This is a genomic window from Actinophytocola sp. NPDC049390 (genome assembly GCF_044466355.1).
Lineage (GTDB): Bacteria > Actinomycetota > Actinomycetes > Mycobacteriales > Pseudonocardiaceae > Actinophytocola.
Window position 1 is genome coordinate 1427200 of record NZ_JBITMQ010000001.1, and the last position, 19004, is coordinate 1446203.

Here is a 19004-nt window from a genome sequence, read left to right on the forward strand (position 1 = left end):
ACGTATGGCGGTAATCACGCCACGCGCAATTGATCCGGGGTGGTCGAAGGTGACCACCTCGTCGTGGCCGGAAGTGCCCAGCTGGCAACGGTCCCGTTCTCTGACAGGTTGGGAATCGCCAGAAAGAACCAGGCGCCGAACCCGGTGGAGATCAGCATGTCGATGACGATTGGCCCGCCCGTGGAACACGCGGAACCGCGGGCAGGCCGCACCCCGTTGTCGTTCGCACAGCAACGCCTGTGGTTTCTCGACCAGTTGGAACCCGACGGCGACGAGTACCTGATCCGTCGCGCCCTGCGCCTTTCGGGACCGGTGGACGTGACGGCCCTCGAGGTGGCGCTGTCGGGTGTGGTGGCGCGGCACGACGCGCTGCGCACCCGGTTCGCCGCGGGCGAGGACGGCCGCCCGTACGCGGTCGTCGACCCACCTGCCCCGGTGCCGGTGCGGGTGGTCGAGGTGACCGCCGACGAGGTCGACACGGAGGTGAACGCCGCGGCCGTGGCACCTTTCGACCTGGCCACCGGGCCACTGCTGCGCGCGGTGCTCGTGCGGTCCGGCCCGGAGGACGCGGTGCTCGTGGTCTCCGTGCACCACATCGTCTTCGACGGCCTGTCCGAACCGGTCCTCGCCCGCGAGCTGGGCGTGCTGTACGCGGTCGCCACCGGCGACCCCGCCGCCACGCTCCCCGACGTGCCGGTCCGGTACGCCGACTACGCGGTGTGGCAGCACCGGCGCCTCACCGACGACCGGCAGCGGATGCTGCTCGACTACTGGCGCGACAAGCTCTCCGGTCTGCAGCCTCTGCGGTTGCCGACCGACCGGCCGAGGAAGGCGGTGCGCAGCACCGCCGGTGACGCGGTCCGGTTCACCGTCCCCGCCGACACGCTCCGCGCGCTCGCCCGCACCGCGGGCCGGGCGGGTGCGAGCCTGTTCATGGCTCTGCTGGGCGGTTTCCAGGTGATGCTGTCCCGCTACAGCGGTCAGGACGACGTCGCCGTCGGCACCGCCGTCGCCGGCCGCGCTCTGCCCGGCACCGAGAACCTGATCGGGTTGTTCGTCAACAGCCTGGTCCTGCGCACGGACCTGTCGGGCGACCCGACGTTCGCCGAGCTGCTCGGCCGGGTGCGCGACACTGCCGTCGGCGCCTTCGGGCACCTGGACCTGCCGTTCGAACGACTCGTCGAGGAGCTGGCCCCGGAGCGGGACCTGTCCCGCAACCCGTTGTTCGATGCCATGCTGGTGCTGCAGAAGAACCCGCCGGGGTCCGCGTGGCAGCTCAGCGGGGTCGACGTCGAGCCGTACCCGCTGTCCGCCCCCGACTCCGAGACCGACCTGACCGTCCACCTCACGCAGCAGGACGACGGCAGCGCCGTCGGGAGGCTGTACTTCGGCACCGAGCTGTTCGACCGGTCCACTGTGGAGCGGATGTGCGAGCACTTCCTGGTCCTGCTGAACGAGTTCGCCGAGCACGCGGACGTGCCGATCTCGAACGTGAGCATGATCTCCGCCGTCGAACGCGAGAAGGTCCTGGTCGAGTGGAACGACACGGCCGGTGGCTTCCCGGCCGGGAAGCTGCTCCACGAGCTGGTCGCCGAGCAGGCCCTGCTACGCCGGGACGAGCCCGCGGTGGTCGGCGGCGGTGCGGTCCTCACCCACGGGGAACTGGACGCCCGCGCCTGCCGCCTGGCACACCACCTCCGTGCGCTGGGGGTGCGGCCGGGCGCGCTCGTCGGTGTGTTTCTGGAACGGCGGCCCGAGCTGGTCGTGGCCCTGCTGGCGATCCTCAAGGCGGGCGGCGCGTACGTGCCCCTCGACCCGGAGCACCCGGCCGACCGCGTCGGGTTCATGCTCGACGACACCGCCGCCCGGCTCGTGATCACCCGGGAGGATCTGAGCGACCGACTGCCGGCGACCACCGACCGCCTGCTGATCGACACCGACTGGCCGACGGTGGCGACGTACCCGGCGACCGGTCCCGCACCCGTCGCAACCCCTCGGGACCTCGCGTACGTCATCTACACCTCCGGCTCGACCGGCCGCCCCAAGGGCGTGATGGTCGAGCACGAGGGCATCGTCAACTACGTCGCGGGCATGCAGCACGAATTCCCGCTGTGGCCCGGCGACGCCTTCCTGCAGGCGACCCCGCTGACCTTCGACGTGTCGGCGTACGAGATCTTCTGGCCGCTGTGGCAGGGCGGCACGGTCGTCCTGGTCCCGGGCGCGACCCGTCTCGACATGGCGCACGTGTCCTCGCTCATGCGGGAGCACCGGGTCGTCGGCCTGCACTTCGTGCCCAGCCTCATGGACATGTTCGTCAACGAGGTGAACCCCGCGGACTGCACCGCGCTGCGGTACGCGTTCTGCAGCGGCGAGGCCCTGTCGCGGACGCTCGTGCGGCGGTTCGGAGAGCGGTTCACCGGCAACCTGATCAACCTGTACGGCGCCACCGAGGTCTCGGTCGACACCACCTGGTGGCGTGCCGAGCCGGACACCCCGGTCCTCGCCGGCCGCCCGATGCTCAACCAGACCGTGTACGTGCTGGACGCGGCGCGGCAGCCCGTGCCGGTCGGCGTGGTGGGGGAGGTGTACCTCGGTGGCCGGTGCGTCGGCCGCGGCTACTGGAACCGGCCGGACCTGACGCGGGAGCGGTTCCTCCCGGACCCGTTCCGGGAGGGCGGCCGCATGTACCGGACGGGCGATCTCGGCCGGTTCACCCCGGACGGGTGCCTGGACTTCCTTGGCCGCGCCGACACCCAGGTGAAGCTGCGCGGCGTGCGCATCGAGCTGGGGGAGATCGAGGCGGCGCTGCTGTCCGATCCGGACGTCGGGGCGTGCGCGGTCGTGGTGCGGGAGGACCACGCCGGCGACAGGAACCTCGTCGCCTACTGCGTGCGCGACGGTGACGGAGAACTGGACACCGCCGCCGTGCGCGAGCGGTGCGCGGCCACGCTGCCAACGGTGATGGTGCCCGCGGTGTTCATGGCTCTGCCCGAACTCCCGTTGACGGCCAACGGAAAGGTCGACCGCAAGCGCCTGCCCGAGCCCGATCCCGCGCACCTCGTGACCGGCGCCGCGCACGTGGCCCCGCGCGACGAGGTCGAGGAGGCCATCGCCGGGCTGTGGACCGACGTGCTCGGCGTCCGCGACCCCGGCGTCCACGACGACTTCTTCGCGTCCGGCGGCCACTCGCTGCGCGCCGTCCAGCTGGTGAACCAGGTGGAACGGCTCACCGGCGTCCGCATCAGCCTCCGGGCCCTCTTCCTCACGCCGACGATCGCCGGCATCAAGACCCAGCTGCTCGCACTGATCGAGGACCAGTCATGAACGACAGCACCACCGCAGGATCCCAAGCCCTCCTGCTGTCCCGCATCCGCGACCGGCGGAACCACCAGTTGCCCCGGCGGGACCCGTCCCGGCCGGTGCCGCTGTCCTCGGCCCAGCGCGGGCTGTGGTTCCTCGACCGTCTCGCGCCAGGGCGCAGCGACTACGTCGTGCCGATCGCCCTGCGGGTGACCGGGGACCTGGACGTTCCCGCCCTCGCGGACGCGCTCACCCGGCTGGTCTCCCGGCACGAGGTGCTGCGCACCCGGTTCGTGGCGGACGAGTCCGGACAGCCGCGCCAGGTCGTCGAGCCGCCGGTACCGGTGACGGTCGCGGTGGACGACCTCACCGGGCAGGACGAGGCCGCGGTCCGGGCACGGATCGACGCCGTCGCGGCCGAGCCGTTCGACCTCGCGGCAGGACCGCTGCTGCGTGCCGTGCTGGTACGCACCGACCCGGACGTGGCGACGCTCGTGCTGTGCCTGCACCACATCGTGTTCGACGGCTGGTCCGAAGCGGTCCTCGCCCGTGAACTGCGGGACCTGTACGCCGGGGAAGAACTGCCGGAGCTGCCGGTCCAGTACGGCGACTACGCCGCCTGGTACGACGAGCAGCTGGGCACCGACCGCATGCGGCGGCAGCTGGAGTACTGGCGCACCCGCCTTGCGGGCCTGCAGCCGTTGCAGCTACCGATCGACCGGCAGCGCCAGGCGGACGGGTCCGCCGGCGGCGACGCCGTCCGGTTCACCGTCTCGGCCACGACCGTCACCGCACTGCGGGCCGCCGCCGCGACGGTCGACGCGAACCTGTTCATGGCCGTGCTCGGCGCGTACCAGATCCTGCTGTCCCGCTACACCGGCCAGACCGACCTCGCGGTCGGCACCCCGTCTGCGGGGCGCAACCGCACGGAGACCGAGAACCTCATCGGCCTGTTCGTGAACAGCCTGGTGCTGCGCACCGACCTGTCCGGTGACCCGACGTACACCGAGGTGCTCACGCGGGTCAAGGAGACGGCGCTGGCCGCGTACGACAACCAGGATCTGCCGTTCGAGCGGATCGTCGAGGAACTGGCCCCGCGGCGGGACGCGAGCCGCAACCCGTTCTTCCAGACCACGTTCGTCCTGCAGACCGTCGACGAGACCCAACCGTGGCAGCTGCCCGGCGTCACGGTCGAGCGGACCCCGGTCTCCGGCGGGCTCGGCAAGTTCGACCTGAACCTGACACTCCGCGAGACGAGCGACGGCGCGCTTACCGGGTACGTCGACTACCCGGTGGACATGTTCGAGCGCGTCACCGTCGAGCGGCTCGTCGGCCACTTCCAGACGCTCCTGGCGCGGCTCGCCGAGCAGCCCACCGCACCGCTGTCGAACGTCTCGCTGCTCGCCGCCGACGACCGCCACCGGATGGTGGTGGAGTGGAACGACACCGCCGGTGAGTTCCCGAGTGGACGGACGATCCACGACCTCCTCGCCGAGCAGGCCACCGCACACCCGGACGCGCCCGCGGTCCGGTACGGCGACGTGGTGCTGTCCAACGGCGAGCTGGACGCGCGGGCGTGCCGGCTAGCCCACTATCTGCGTGAGCGGGGCGTCGGGCCGGATGTGATGGTGGGGGTGTTCCTCGACCGCACCCCGGACCTCGTCGTGACGTTGCTGGCGATCATGAAGGCCGGTGGTGCGTGGGTGCCGATGGACCCGGAGTACCCGGCCGACCGGCTGGCGTACCTGATGGCCGACACGGCCGCACCGCTCGTGGTCACCCAGGAGAACCTGACCGACCGGCTGCCCGGGCACATCAACCGCCTGGTCGTGGACGAGGAGTGGCCCGCGATCGCGACGTACTCGTCCGGCGAGCCGGAGCCGCTCGCCGGTCCGCACGACCTCGCGTACGTGATTTACACGTCCGGGTCCACCGGCAAGCCCAAGGGCGTGATGATCGAGCACGAGGGTGTGGTCAACTACCTGCACTGGTGCGACCGGAACTACCCGCCCGCCGGTGACGTCGGCACGCTGCTGTACTCGCCCGTCGCGTTCGACCTGACCGTCACGGCGTTGTTCCTGCCGCTGCTGCAGGGACTTCCCATCGACATCCCGGTGCCGCAGGCTGGCGAGTCCGCGTTCAGCGCGGCGGTCGAGCTGCTGCTGTCCGGTGCGTCGGTGAGCTTCCTGAAGATGACGCCGTCGCACGCCGAGCTGCTGGTGACGTCGGCGGAGGCGGCCGGTGTGACGCTCGACGTGGGCACGATGGTGCTCGGTGGTGAGGAGCTGACCGCTGACCTCGCACGCCGCATCCTCGCGGTGTGCCGGCCGGGCTGCGCGATCTTCAACGAGTACGGCGCGACGGAGTGCTCGGTCGCGAACGTCATGTCGGAGACCCGGCGCGTCGCGGACAGCGCCACCGGCGGTGTCTCCGTCGGCGGGCCCATCACCAACACGACCGCCTACATCGTGGACGCGCACGACAACCCCGTTCCGATCGGTGTGGCGGGGGAGGCGCTGCTGGGCGGTATCTGCGTGGCCCGTGGGTACCTGAACCGGGAAGAGCTGACGGCAGAGCGGTTCGTGGAGCTTGACCTGGGTGACGGGCCACAGCGCCTGTATCGGACGGGTGACCTGTGCAAGTGGCTGCCCAGCGGTGAGATGGAGTTCATCGGCCGCATCGACAACCAGGTGAAACTCCGGGGTTACCGCATCGAACTCGGCGAGATCGAGGCGACGTTCATCGACCACCCCGCGGTCTCGGCCGCGGCGGTCGTGGTCCGTGAGGACACGCCAGGTGTGAAGCGGCTAGTCGCCTACCTCGTCGGCACGGACGTACCGGACGCCGACGAGCTGAAGGCGTACGCGGGACGCACCCTGCCCGCGTACATGCTGCCCAGCGCGTTCGTGACGCTCGACACGCTTCCGTTGACCCCCAACGGGAAGACCGACAAGACGGCGCTGCCCGCCCCGGCCGCCGAAGCCGCGGACCACACCCCGCCCCGCACGCCGACCGAGCACCTCGTCGCAGGCATCTGGCAGGACGTCCTCGGCGTGACCCGCCCCGGCGTCCACGACAACTTCTTCGACCACGGTGGACATTCCCTGCTCGCCATCAAGCTCACCACCCGGCTCGGGCGGGAGCTGGGCGTCGACGTCCCGCTGCGGGCGGTGTTCCAGGCCCCGACGATCGCGGAGCTGAGTGACCTGCTGCCGCGCCTGCACGCCGCGGACGAGGACACGATCCCGGTCGCACCGCGCCACCAGGCGATGCCGCTCCCACTGTCGTCGCCGCAGCGTGCGCTGTGGTTCCTCGACCAGCTGGAGCCGGGACGCAGCGACTACGTGGTCCCGATCGCGCTGCGGATCACCGGTGACCTGGACGTGGCGGCCCTCGAAGAGGCACTGACCCGGCTGGTCGCCCGGCACGAGGTGCTGCGCACCCGGTTCGCCGCCGACGAGACGGGCAGGCCGCACCAGGTGGTCGACCCACCGTCCGATGTGGACGTGACGGTCGTCGACGTGACCGGCGACGAGCAGGCAGCCGCGCAGATCAGCGCGGCCGCCACCGCGTCGTTCGACCTCACCGCGGGGCCGCTCCTGCGCACGGTCCTCGTGCGGACCGGCCCTGGTGCGGCGACGCTGGTGCTCTGCCTGCACCACATCCTGTTCGACGGCTGGTCCGAGGCGATCCTGGCGCGCGAGCTGCGCCACCACTACGCCGCCGCCACCGGTGTGACGCTCGGGAACCTGCCCGAGCTGCCCGTCCAGTACGCCGACTACGCCGCCTGGCAGCACGGCCGCCTCGCCACCGACTCGCTGCGTGCCCAGCTCGACTTCTGGCGCGAGCGGCTGTCCGGGCTGGAGCCCCTGCGGCTGCCCACCGACCGGCCACGCCTGGCGAACCGGTCGATGCGTGGTGACGTCGTCGGCTTCACCGTTCCGGCCGAGACCGTCACAACGCTGCGGGACATCGCGGGCGGCGCGAACGCGAGCCTGTTCATGGCTCTGCTGGCCGGGTTCCAGGTGATGCTGTCGCGCTACAGCGGCCAGGACGACATCGCCGTCGGCACTCCCATCGCGGGCCGAGGAAGGGCCGAGGTCGAGAACCTCATCGGGTTCTTCGTGAACAGCCTGGTGCTGCGCACGGACCTGTCCGGTGACCCGACCTTCGCCGAACTGCTCGGCCGGGTGCGCGACACCGCACTGGCCGCCTACGACCACCAGGAACTGCCGTTCGAGCGGATCGTCGAGGAGCTGGCGCCGCAGCGCGAGGTCGCCCGCAACCCGTTGTTCCAGGCCATGCTCGTGCTGCGCACCGGCGGCGAGGCCCAGGCGTGGGAGCTGCCCGGGGTCACGGTCCGGCCCGCGCCGGTCGACGGCGGCCTCGGCAAGTTCGACCTGAACCTGACGCTCCACGAGACGGCCGACGGCGGGCTCACGGCCCAGTTCGACTACCCGTCCGACCTGTTCGACCGCGCCACCGTCGAGCGGATGGGCACGCACTTCGCGACGCTGCTCGGCCGCCTCGCCGCCGACCCGGCCGCCCGGCTGTCGACGGTCCCCATGCTTACCGCCGCCGAGCGCGCCGTCCTCGAAGCGTGGGAGGCCGCGGCGCAGGCACGGGTGCTCGACGCCGCCGGGCACCCCGTGCCTGTCGGTGTGCCCGGCGAGCTGGTCCGGGACGGCCAGCGCACCGGTGACCTCGTGACGTGGTCGCCCGCCGGCGAGCTGCGGTTCGTCTGCCGGATCGAGGACCGGGTGACGGTCCACGGCGAGCAGGTCGTGCTGAGCGACGTGGACGACGCGCTGTCCGCGCACCCGGCGGTGACCTCGGCCGCGACCGCGGTGCACGACGGTGAGCTGGTCGGGTACGTGACCGGCACACCGGAACCAGGCGACCTGCGGCAGTTCCTCGGCGACCGGCTGCCGGCGGGTTCGGTGCCCACCGCGTTCGTCACGCTGCCGGAACTGCCCCGCACGAGCGCGGGCACCGTCGACCGTGCCGCGCTGCCCAAGCCGGGCGTGGCGCCCGCGGACGTGCCGTACAGCGCGACCGAGAGGGTCATCGCCGACATCTGGCGGGAGCTGCTCGGTGTCCCCGAGGTCCGCGTGACCGACAACTTCTTCGCGCTCGGCGGTGACTCGATCATCAGCCTGCAGGTCATCGCGCGGGCGAAGAAGTTCGGCATCCAGCTGACCCCGCGGCTGTTCTTCCAGCACCAGACCGTCGCCGCGATCGCGGCCAACGCCCGCGCCACCGGCTCGGTGCTCGCCGACCAGGGCAAGATCGTCGGTGACGTGCCGCTCACCCCGGTCCAGCACTGGTTCTTCGAGCTGGACATGGCGGAGCCGGCGCACTTCAACCAGGTCGAGCTGCTCGAGACGGACGGTCTCGACGACGAGGTGCTGGCACGTGCGCTGTCGGCGCTCACCGACCACCACGACGCGCTGCGCCTGCGGGTGCGCCGGGGCGACGACGGCCAGTGGCGACAGAACTTCGCCGACGACGCCGGGCCCGGCGTGCTCACCTGCCACGACCTGTCCGGTCTCGGCGGGAACGAGGTGTGGCCCGCGATGAAGCGGATCGCCGACGAGGTCCAGCGCGGCATGGACCTCGCGGACGGGCCGGTCATCCGTGCCGCCCTGTTCGACCTGGGCGCACAGCACGGGCAGCGGCTGCTGATCGCGGTGCACCACCTGGCGGTCGACGGCGTCTCGTGGCGGATCCTCCTGGAGGACCTCGGCACGGCGTACCGGCAGGCGGCGCAGGGCCGCACCGCGTTGCTGCCCGCCAAGACGACGTCGGTGCGCACGTGGGCGGAGAAGCTCGTGCGTTACGCCCGCTCGCCCGGCGGGCTCGCCGAGCTGGAGTACTGGACCGCGCAGGCCGCGGGCCGCCCGCTGCCGCGCGACCACGAGGGCGGGAACACCGAGCGCTCCGCCGCCACGGTCCGGGTCGAACTCACCGAGGACGAGACGACCGCGCTGCTGCAGGACGTGCCCCGCGCGTTCCACACGCAGATCAACGACGCGCTGCTGATGGCCGTCGGCACCGCGGTGCACGCGTGGACCGGGGACGACGCGGTCACCGTCGGCCTGGAGGGCCACGGCCGCGAGGACCTCTTCCCCGACGTCGACACCTCCCGCACGGTCGGCTGGTTCACGAGCGTCTTCCCGGTCGCGCTGACCGGCATGGCGCAGTCGGACCCGGCGATCCGGCTCAAGGACGTCAGCGAGCAGCTGCGCGGGATCCCGCACCGCGGGATCGGCTACGGCATCCTGCGCTACCTCGGAGACACGCCCACCAGGCAGTCGCTCGCCGACGCCACACCGGAGATCAACTTCAACTACCTCGGCCAGTTCGCCGCGGACGTACCCGGCATCGGCGGGTACGCCGCCGCCGGTGAACCCCGGGGCCGGTCCTACAGCGACACCGGCATCCGCCGCCACCTGCTGGACATCCTGTCGGCGGTCGAACGCGGCCGCCTCTCCGTCGACGTCTCGTACTCCACGGAGATCCACGACCGGGCGACCGTCGAACGGTTCGCCGAGAACATCACGAAGACCCTGCGCGCGCTGCTCGACCTCGCCGCCGAGCGGAACGAGGGCGGCGCCGGCACGGCACAGGTGCCCCTCGCCGAGCTCGAGGCGGATGAGCTGGCCGCGATCATGAGGAGGTTCAGCGCATGAGCGCCCCGAACGTGGAAGACGTCTACGGCCTGTCGCCGATGCAGTTCGGCATGCTCTTCGACTCGCTGCGCGACGACGACGGCATCAGCCCCTACCAGGTGCAGATGGTCGAGGAGATCACCGGGCCGCTGGACGACGAGTGCTTCCTCGACGCGTGGCAGCACCTCGTCGACCGGCACTCCATCCTGCGCAGTGCGTTCCTGTGGGAGGACGTGTCGACTCCCGTCCAGGTGGCGCAGCGCGGCGCGGAGCTACCTCGGGAGGCGCTGGACTGGCGCGAGCACGACGCCGCGACGCAGGAGGAGATGTTGCGGCAGCTGCTCGCCGACGACTGGCGTGCGGGTTTCGACCTGGCGCGGCCGCCGTTGCTGCGCGTGAAGGTCGTCCGGACCGCCGACGAGACACGCACGGTCGTGTGGTCGTTCCACCACCTCCTGCTCGACGGCTGGAGCATCCAGGTCCTCAAGAAGGAGCTGTTCGAGATCTACGACGCCGCCGTGCGCGGCAGGGAACCCGGCCTGGCACCCGCCGTCCCGTACGTCCGGTACGCGACGTGGCTGCACGAGCAGCCCGCCGAGCCGGCCCGGGAGTTCTGGCGCGGGTACCTGCGTGGCATGGGCGAGCCGACCGAACTGCCCGTCCAGCACAGCGCCCGGCGCGGTGTCGACGAGCACGTGCTCGTCCTCGACCCCGAGCGGTCCGCCGCGGTGCGCCGGTTCGCCCGCGAACAGCGGATCACGGTCAACACGGTGGTGCAGGGTGTGTGGTCGGCGCTGCTGTCCCGCTACACCGGCGGCGACGACGTGCTCTACGGCGCCACGACGTCCGGGCGGTCGATCGAGCTGCCCGGCGTCGAGGAGATGGTGGGGCTGTTCATCAACACGTTGCCCGTGCGGTCGCGTGTGGACGGTCAGGCCGCGGTCGCGGACTGGCTGCGGGACCTGCAGGTGGCGCAGATCGAGCTGCGGCAGTGGGAGCACACGAGCCTCGTCGATGTGCGGGAGTGCGCCGAGATCCCACACAGCAAGCCGCTGTTCCAGTCGATCCTGGTGTTCGAGAACTACCCGGACCTGGGCGGTGGGGACGGCCCGGTCCTGCGGACCGTCGGGTGCGTCGAGCGCACCGGGTACCCGCTGACGGTCGTGGTGTCGGCCGGTGAGGTGGTGGACGTCAAGTTCGCCTACGACCGCGCGCTGTTCGACGCGGAGACGATCGAACGGCTCGCCGGGCACTTCGCCGCGCTGCTGAACGGGTTCGTGGCCGCACCGGACGCGCGCCTCGCCGACGTGCCGATGCTGGGCGCGGACGAGCTTCGGCGGATGGTGGTGGAGTGGAACGACACCGCCGGTGAGTTCCCGAGTGGACGGACGATCCACGGACTGCTGGCCGAACAGGCGGTGGCACACCCGGACCGGCCCGCGGTGACGTGTGGCGATGTCGTGCTGTCCAGTGCGGAGCTGGACGCGCGGGCGTGCCGGATGGCGCACCACCTGCGTGCACGCGGCGTCGGGCCCGACGTCTTGGTGGCGGTGTTCCTGGATCGCTCGCCGGACCTGGTCGTCACGTTGCTGGCGATCATGAAGGCGGGCGGTGCGTGGGTCCCGATGGATCCGGAGTACCCGGCCGATCGCCTCGCGTACCTGGTCGAGGACACGGCCGCGCCACTGGTGGTCACGCAGGCGAGCCTCGCCGGCCGGCTGCCCGCCCGCACCACGAAGGTGCTCGTGGACGAGGAGTGGCCCGCCATCGCCGCGCACCCCGCCACCGAGCCACAACCCCTCGCCGGTCCGCACGACCTGGCGTACGTCATCTACACGTCGGGTTCGACGGGTAGGCCCAAGGGTGTGATGATCGAGCACGAGGGTGTGGTCAACTACCTGCACTGGTGCGCGGAGAACTACCCGCCCGCCGGTGACATCGGCACGCTGCTGTACTCGCCCGTGGCGTTCGACCTGACCGTCACGGCGTTGTTCCTGCCGCTGCTGCAAGGGCTTCCCATCGACATCCCGGTGCCACCGCCGGGGGAGTCGGCGTTCAGCGCCGCCACCGAGCAGCTGCTGTCCGGAGCGTCGGTGAGCTTCCTCAAGCTCACGCCGTCGCACGCCGAACTGCTCGTCACCGCCGCCGAGGCCGCCGACATCACCCTCGACGTGCGGACCATGGTGCTCGGCGGTGAGGAGCTGACCGCCGATCTCGCACGCCGCATCCTCGCGGTGTGCGGGCCGGACACCGCGATCTTCAACGAGTACGGCGCGACGGAGTGCTCGGTCGCGAACGTCATGTCGGAGACCCGGCGCGTCGCGGACGGCGCCACCGGCGGTGTCTCCGTCGGCGGGCCCATCACCAACACGACCGCGTACATCGTCGACAGCCACAACCGGCCGGTGCCGGTCGGTGTGGCGGGCGAGGCGCTGCTGGGTGGGATCTGCGTGGCCCGTGGGTACCTGAACCGGGAAGAGCTCACGGCAGAGCGGTTCGTGGAGCTTGACCTGGGGGAGGGCCCGCAGCGGCTGTACCGGACGGGTGACCTGTGCAAGTGGCTGCCCAGCGGTGAGATGGAGTTCATCGGCCGCATCGATAACCAGGTCAAGCTCCGGGGTTACCGGATCGAGCTGGGGGAGATCGAGGCGACGTTCATCGACCACCCGGCTGTGTCGGCGGCCGCGGTGGTGGTCCGTGAGGACACGCCAGGGGTGAAGCGACTCGTCGCCTACCTCGTCGGTGTGGACCTGCCCGGCACGGACGACCTCAAGGCACATGTCGCGCGGACCCTGCCCACGTACATGCTGCCCAGCGCGTTCGTGACGCTCGACGCGCTTCCGTTGACCCCCAACGGGAAGGTCGACCGCGCCGCGCTGCCCGTCCCGTCCGCCGAGGTGACGCACACCCCGCCGGGCACCCCCACCGAACAGGCCGTCGCCGCCGCCTGGCAGGACGTCCTCGGCCTGCCGGCCGTCGGCACCCGCGACAACTTCTTCGACCTGGGCGGCCACTCGCTGCTCGCGATCAAACTCGTCACCCGACTCGGCCGCGCCGGCCTGCGCACCACGCTGCGGCAGGTCATGGCCAACCCGACCGTCCACGAGCTCGCCGCCGCCCTGGACAGGGTCCGCGACGAGCCGGCCGGGCTGGTCACGGAGGTGCGGCCGTCGCGGCCCGCCGACGCCGAACTGCCCGCGTTGTTCTGCATCCACCCGGGCGGTGGGCAGATCCACTCGTACCACAAGCTCGCCGACGCGCTGCGGGATCGCTACCGGCTCCTCGGTGTGCAGGCCGCCGGGCTCGCTGAAGGTGAGCAGCCCATCGACGACGTACGTGCCATGGCCGAGCGGTACTGGAAGGAGATCGCGAACGTCGCACCCGAGGGGCCCTACCGGCTGCTCGGCTGGTCGGCAGGGGCGGTGATCCTCCACGAGATGGCCGCCATGCATCCCGACCAGGTAGCGGCCGCGTACCTGCTCGAACCCGCCGTCACCGGACCCGGCCGCGAAGCCCGCTTCGCGGACCTGGCGGAGATCTTCTCGGCCGCCGAGTCACTGTGGCGGCGCGGGCAGACCGAGACCGGTACCGCGCGGGCGAGAACGGAGCGGGAGCTGAAAACCCTGGCCGGTCCGATGAACATCCCGGTCGAATCGGTCAACCTCGACGAATGGTTGCCGTTCAACGTCCTCCGAGCGGAATCGCGTGCGCTTGGCGGTTATCGCGCACCCGAGTCGAAAGCGGCGGCCACACTCGTCGTGAGCGACGAGATCCACCGCGAGGGGCAGGAACTGCTGCCCTCCGGCGACCGCGGCGAGTACATCGGCCACTGGCGGGCTCTTTACCCCGAAGGACTGCGGATCGTGGAGATGGCGGGTGGCCACTACGACATGATCGGCACCACCGGTGTGTCCACAGTGGCCGACGCGGTCCGGTGATGGCGGAAATGACCGGGAATCGGTGGTCAGAAATCCCTGCCGAACACCCGGGTCGCCGACGCATTGTGGATGTGACCGATTCTTCTGCAGAAAGGCCGGAGGCCGAGAAAATGTCGCCCCGCTGCACCGTGGAAACCCGACCGAAACCCCGTGCGGTCCTCGCCGGCACACCGTCGGACTCCCACACCTGGAACCTGTTGTTCGTCCAGTTGCTGCTGGAGGAGAACGGCTGGACCGTGCACAACCTCGGCGCGTGCGTGCCGCCCGCGATGCTCGTGGACGAGGCGCTGCGCACGATCCCCGACCTCATCGTGCTCAGCACGGTGAACGGGCACGGCGCCCAGGACGCCCGCCAGGTGATCGCGGCGCTGCGTGCCGAACACGCACTGGCCGAGGTACCGGTCTCGATCGGCGGCAAGCTGTGCGTCAGCGAGGACCGGTCCCGCGACGCAGCGCCCGGCCTGCTGGCGGCGGGCTACGACGCCGTGCTCGTCGGTGACACCGCCGTGCCGGACTTCCAGAAGCTGCTCGCCCGCGTGGCGGCACAGCGGTACGCGAGGCGGGCATGACCGGCACCTTCCACGCCTTCATGGCCGAGGCCGCGCGCACGGGCGAACTGGTCGTCCAGCCCCGCATGGGTTTCGGCACGGTCGACCGGATGCGCGCCGGACTCCTCGCCACCAGGAACGCGGGCCCGCGAACCGTCGGCACCCTGACTCTCGACAGCTACACCCGGGTCGGTGACTTCGCCACGGCCGCACGCGCCATCCACGCCGGCGACGAGCTGAACGGCTACCCGATCGTGAACCTGGGGCCGGAGGTCACCCGTGAGATGCTGGCCGGGGTGCGGGCACCCGATTTCCCCGTGCAGGTGCGTCACGGTTCCGCGGCACCCGGCCCGATCGTCGACGCGCTCGTGGCCGCTGGTCTCGACGCCACCGAGGGCGGCCCGATCTCGTACTGCCTGCCCTACGGCCGCACCCCCGTGAACCGCTCGGTCGCGGCGTGGCGCGAGGCCACGAAGCGGTTCGCCGAGCTGGCCTCGTCCGGCGCGACCCCGCACCTGGAGAGCTTCGGCGGGTGCCTGCTCGGCCAGTTGTGCCCGCCGTCGCTGCTGATCGCGGTCGCCGTGCTGGAAGGCATGTTCTTCGCACAGCACGGCATCACGAGCGTCTCGTTGAGCTACGCGCAGCAGACGCACCCGGGCCAGGACGAGGAGGCCGTGCGCGCGCTGCACGACATCGCGGCGGACCTGCTTCCCGGCATCTCCTGGCACGTCGTGGTCTACGCGTACATGGGCCTCTACCCGGCCACCCGCAGTGGCTCGCTGGAGCTGCTCGCGGCCGCGGCCCGGCTCGCCAAGCGCGGCGGCGCGGCCCGCCTGATCGTCAAGACGCCCGCGGAGGCCAGCCAGATCCCGTCGATCGACGACAACGTGACGGCCTTGCGCATCGCCGCGGCCGCCGCGGCGCACGTCGAACGAGCGGACCGCGCCCCCGAGTCCACGGGTATCGAGGCCGAAGCACGGCAGATCATCGACCGGGTCCTCGACCTGCACGACGACATCGGCCGTGCGCTCACCGCCGCGTTCGCCCTCGGCTTCCTCGACGTGCCGTACTGCCTGCACCCCGACAACGGGGGCCGCACCAGGAGCTACATCGCCGGGGACGGCCGCCTCCGGTGGGCGGCGACCGGCACCCTGCCCGTCCTCGAGCCGGCCACCGGGGCGGACACGAACGGGATGACCGCCACCGAACTCCTGGGGGCCCTGTCCTACGTCAGGAACCACTACGACACCGCACCACTCTCCGGACGACAGAAGGAACTGCTCTCATGACCACACAGCTGAACCGGCCCTCCACAGTGGACGTCGTGCCCAGCCCGCGCGAGCACCTGACGTCGCCGAGGACGCAGGCGGTGCTGAAGATCCAGCAGGCACTCGTGGCAGGCGCACGCGAGCTGATGGCGGGCGAAGGCGCCGTCGAACTGTTCCAGCCGCTCATCGGCCCGGTCACCGATCCTGGCGCACGTGGCGCGAAGCAGGTCGACGTGGACTACTACGGCCACAAGTACAAGCTCATGGCGAGCGCCATCCTGTACAAGCAGGCCTCGCTCGTCGCGTTCGACAAGGTCTTCTTCATCGCGCCGAACGTGCGGCTCGAACCCCTCGAAACCAGTGCCACGCACCGCCACCTCGCGGAGTTCCACCAGATCGACGTCGAACTGGCCGGCGCCTCCCGCGAGGACGCCATCTCGCTCGTCGAGCGGCTCGTGCGCCACATGGTGCGCACGGCCATCGAGACCCAGGGCGACGCGCTGCGCGCGATCGGCCGCGACACGGACGTGCTGGCGTCCTTCGTGGAGCATCCGTTCGACGTGCTCACCCACGGCGAGGTCCTCGGCAGGATCGGGCACTCGCACCCGGGCACGGAGATCGAGTGGGAGGCCGAGGAGCACATCTCCGGGCAGTCCTCGCGGCCGTTCTTCATCGTCGACTACCCCAAGGGCTCGCGCGGTTTCTACGACAAGGAGGACCCGGAGCGGCCCTCGACACTGATGAGCTTCGACCTGATCGCACCCGAGTCCTGCGGCGAGATCTGCAGCGGCGGCGAGCGGGAGTCCGACTACGCGCGGATCGTCACGCGCATGCGGGAGACCGGCGAGAACCCGGCGAAGTACCGGTGGTATCTCGACGTCGTGCGCCAGGGCATCCCGGGTAGCGCGGGCTTCGGCATCGGCCTGGAGCGGCTGACCCGCTGGGTCGCGGGCCTCGACTCGGTCTGGCAGGCCAACGCCTACCCGAAGCTGCCGGGGGTGGTGTCGCCGTGAGGGAGCTTGCGAGCGAACCGATGACTCCGAACTCGTTGACAGCACACGGTTTCCCCGAAGCCGACGTGCGGCGCCGGGCACGCGAGGGTGCGGCGGCGATCTTCCCGGACCTGTCGGAGTACGGCTCCGCCGTGTTCGGCGCGAACCCCGCCGCGCCCCGGGACGGGATCGACGCGCTGCGGCTGGTGCCGCCGGTGTTCATGCCGCGACGGCTGGAGATGCTGATCGAACTGGGCCGGGAACCGCTGTACGACGACGCCTCACTGGCGACGTCGATCGGCGGGTTCGACGCACCCATGCCGCTGTACCTGTCCGCGCTCGGCTCGACGAGCGTGGCCGCCGCGGGCACGGCGCTCGCGGCGCAGGCGGGCAGACTCGGCCTGCCGATGGTCATCGGCGAGAACGTCGCCCCGGTCAGTGGTTTCCGCGCCGACGGTGAGCACCGGGCCCTGCTGGCCCGCATCGCCGCCTACACCGACGCCAACGACACCGGCATCGGCGGCGTGGTCGTCCAGCAGAGCACCGAGGACGCCAACGCCGAGGTGTGGAACAACGTCTACACCGACCCTGCCGTGCGGGAGCTGATGGACTCCGGGCGCCTGGCGTTCGAGCTGAAGGTCGGCCAGGGCGCCAAGCCGGGGCTCGGCGGCCTGACGATGGTGGACGAGCGGACCGCGGCCCGGCTGGAGGAGCAGTACGCGCTGCAGCGCATGGGCGACGGGCAGGTGCTGCGTGCCAGCAGTCCCGGCACGTTCATCGGTGAGATCCTGCGCCAGCAGGTCCACCTCATGCGCAACAACTACCCGCGCGCCAGGTGCTGGGTGAAGCTGCCGCCCGCCCGTGACGTCGCCGAGGCCGCCGCCATCGCCTGGGAGGCCGGCGCCGACGCGGTGACCGTTGACGGCGCCGAGGGCGGCACCGGCTGGGCGCCGAACGTCTTCGTCGACCAGGTCGGCCTGCCGCTTGCCGAGTGCCTGCGGCGGATCGGCCGCCCGGTGGGGACCCTGCTCGCGAGCGGACGGATCCACGACGGCGCACGCGCGGTGAAAGTGCTGGCGCTGGGCGCACGTGCGGTCGGCGTCGGCCGCGCCGCGCTCGTCGCGGTCGACGAGGATTCCGAGCACGGCCTCGTCCGGTTCGCGGAGTCGCTCGCGTGCGAGATGCGGATGCTGATCAGCGCACTCGGCAAGTACGCGGCGCACGAGCCGGGCCCCGAGGACCTGTGGGACCCCGCCACCAAAGTCTCCGCTGTCCACAGCAAGGGGGAGGTCTTCGCGTGATCTACGCCAACGCCATGGACGTCGTCATGGACGACGTGTTCGTCGCACTGCCGTACCTGTCCCGGCACGCCGACGTCTTCCTGAAGGTCGAGGGGCTCAACCCGGCCGGTTCGATCAAGCTGAAGACGGCGGTCGGGCTCGTCGAGGACGCAGAACGCCGAGGGGCGCTGTCCGTCGGCGTGCCGGTGATCGAGTCCTCGTCCGGGAACCTCGGCGTCGCGCTGAGCTGCATCTGCGCGGCCAAGGGCTACGACTTCACCTGTGTGGTCGACCCGAACACGTCCGAGTCGTCCATCGCGCACATGCGCGCGCTGGGCACCGAGGTCGTGATCGTGCGCAAGACCGACGTCAACGGCGGCTACCTGAACTCCCGCATCGACTACATCCAGGAGCAGCTGCGGCACCGGCCGGAGATGGTGTGGCTCAACCAGTACGCCAACCCGGCCAATCCGGCCGCGCACTTCGAGCGGACCGCGAAGAGCCTGCTGGACGGGTTGCAGCACATCGATTACCTGTTCGTGGGCGCGGGCTCGACCGGTACGTTCGTCGGCTGTGCCACCTACCTGCGGGAGCACTCGCCGCACACGCGGATCATCGCCGTGGACTCGGTGGGTTCGGTGACCTTCGGCGCGGCTTCCGGTCCCCGGCGCATCCCGGGGCTCGGTGCGAGCCGCCGTCCCGAGCTGTGCCGGCCGGCGCTCGCGCACGAGATCGTGCACGTGGCGGAGCGGGACGCGGTCCGTGAGTGCCGCCGCATCGCCCGCAACACCGGGTTGCTGGTGGGCGGTTCGACGGGGTCGGTCCTCGCGGCGATCACGGCGTACGAGGAGCGGTTCCTCGGCAGGCCGAGGGTCGCGGCGATCTCACCCGACCTCGGCGACCGGTACCTGCGGACCGTCTACGACGACGAGTGGGTGCGCGAGCAGTTCGGTGAGGTCGCCGACAGCCCGCTGGTCACCGCCGCGGACAGGTGACGACGAACGCCG

9 protein-coding genes are annotated in these 19004 nt (G+C 71.2%); 8 read left to right on the forward strand and 1 reads right to left on the reverse strand.

Going from position 1 to position 19004, the window contains the following annotated elements:
- Positions 1–14: 14 nt before the first annotated feature.
- Complete coding sequence (locus ACIBVP_RS06235) at positions 15–158, reverse strand: hypothetical protein (protein WP_396104874.1); 144 nt, start codon at positions 156–158, stop codon at positions 15–17.
- On the opposite strand from ACIBVP_RS06235, the gene ACIBVP_RS06240 reads away from it, so the two are divergent.
- From ACIBVP_RS06240 to sbnA, 8 genes are all read left to right on the forward strand, one after another.
- Positions 157–3324 (forward strand): amino acid adenylation domain-containing protein, encoded by a 3168-nt coding sequence (locus ACIBVP_RS06240; RefSeq protein WP_396104875.1) that lies wholly within the window; start codon positions 157–159, stop codon positions 3322–3324. The two genes, ACIBVP_RS06235 and ACIBVP_RS06240, sit on opposite strands and share 2 nt — an antisense overlap.
- The gene (locus ACIBVP_RS06245) at positions 3321–9992 is read left to right on the forward strand and encodes an amino acid adenylation domain-containing protein (protein ID WP_396104876.1); all 6672 of its coding nucleotides are present in this window, start codon (positions 3321–3323) and stop codon (positions 9990–9992) included. The genes ACIBVP_RS06240 and ACIBVP_RS06245 overlap by 4 nt, the downstream gene beginning before the upstream one ends.
- Entirely contained in the window at positions 9989–13909 is a 3921-nt protein-coding gene (locus ACIBVP_RS06250) for an amino acid adenylation domain-containing protein (RefSeq protein WP_396104877.1), read from the forward strand. Before ACIBVP_RS06245 ends, ACIBVP_RS06250 begins: the two co-directional genes overlap by 4 nt.
- A 128-nt stretch (positions 13910–14037) precedes the next feature.
- Complete coding sequence (locus ACIBVP_RS06255) at positions 14038–14478, forward strand: cobalamin B12-binding domain-containing protein (RefSeq protein ID WP_396104878.1); 441 nt, start codon at positions 14038–14040, stop codon at positions 14476–14478.
- On the forward strand, positions 14475–15746 hold the full coding sequence (locus tag ACIBVP_RS06260; RefSeq protein WP_396104879.1) for a methylaspartate mutase: 1272 nt from the start codon (positions 14475–14477) through the stop codon (positions 15744–15746). The genes ACIBVP_RS06255 and ACIBVP_RS06260 overlap by 4 nt, the downstream gene beginning before the upstream one ends.
- The gene (locus ACIBVP_RS06265) at positions 15743–16738 is read left to right on the forward strand and encodes an asparagine synthetase A (RefSeq protein WP_396104880.1); all 996 of its coding nucleotides are present in this window, start codon (positions 15743–15745) and stop codon (positions 16736–16738) included. Before ACIBVP_RS06260 ends, ACIBVP_RS06265 begins: the two co-directional genes overlap by 4 nt.
- A complete protein-coding gene (locus tag ACIBVP_RS06270; RefSeq protein WP_396104881.1) occupies positions 16735–18018 on the forward strand; it encodes a glutamate synthase-related protein in 1284 nt (427 codons plus the stop codon). Before ACIBVP_RS06265 ends, ACIBVP_RS06270 begins: the two co-directional genes overlap by 4 nt.
- Positions 18015–18992, forward strand: coding sequence for a 2,3-diaminopropionate biosynthesis protein SbnA (sbnA, locus tag ACIBVP_RS06275; protein ID WP_396104882.1), 978 nt, complete (start codon positions 18015–18017; stop codon positions 18990–18992). Before ACIBVP_RS06270 ends, sbnA begins: the two co-directional genes overlap by 4 nt.
- The last annotated feature ends 12 nt before the right edge of the window (positions 18993–19004 follow it).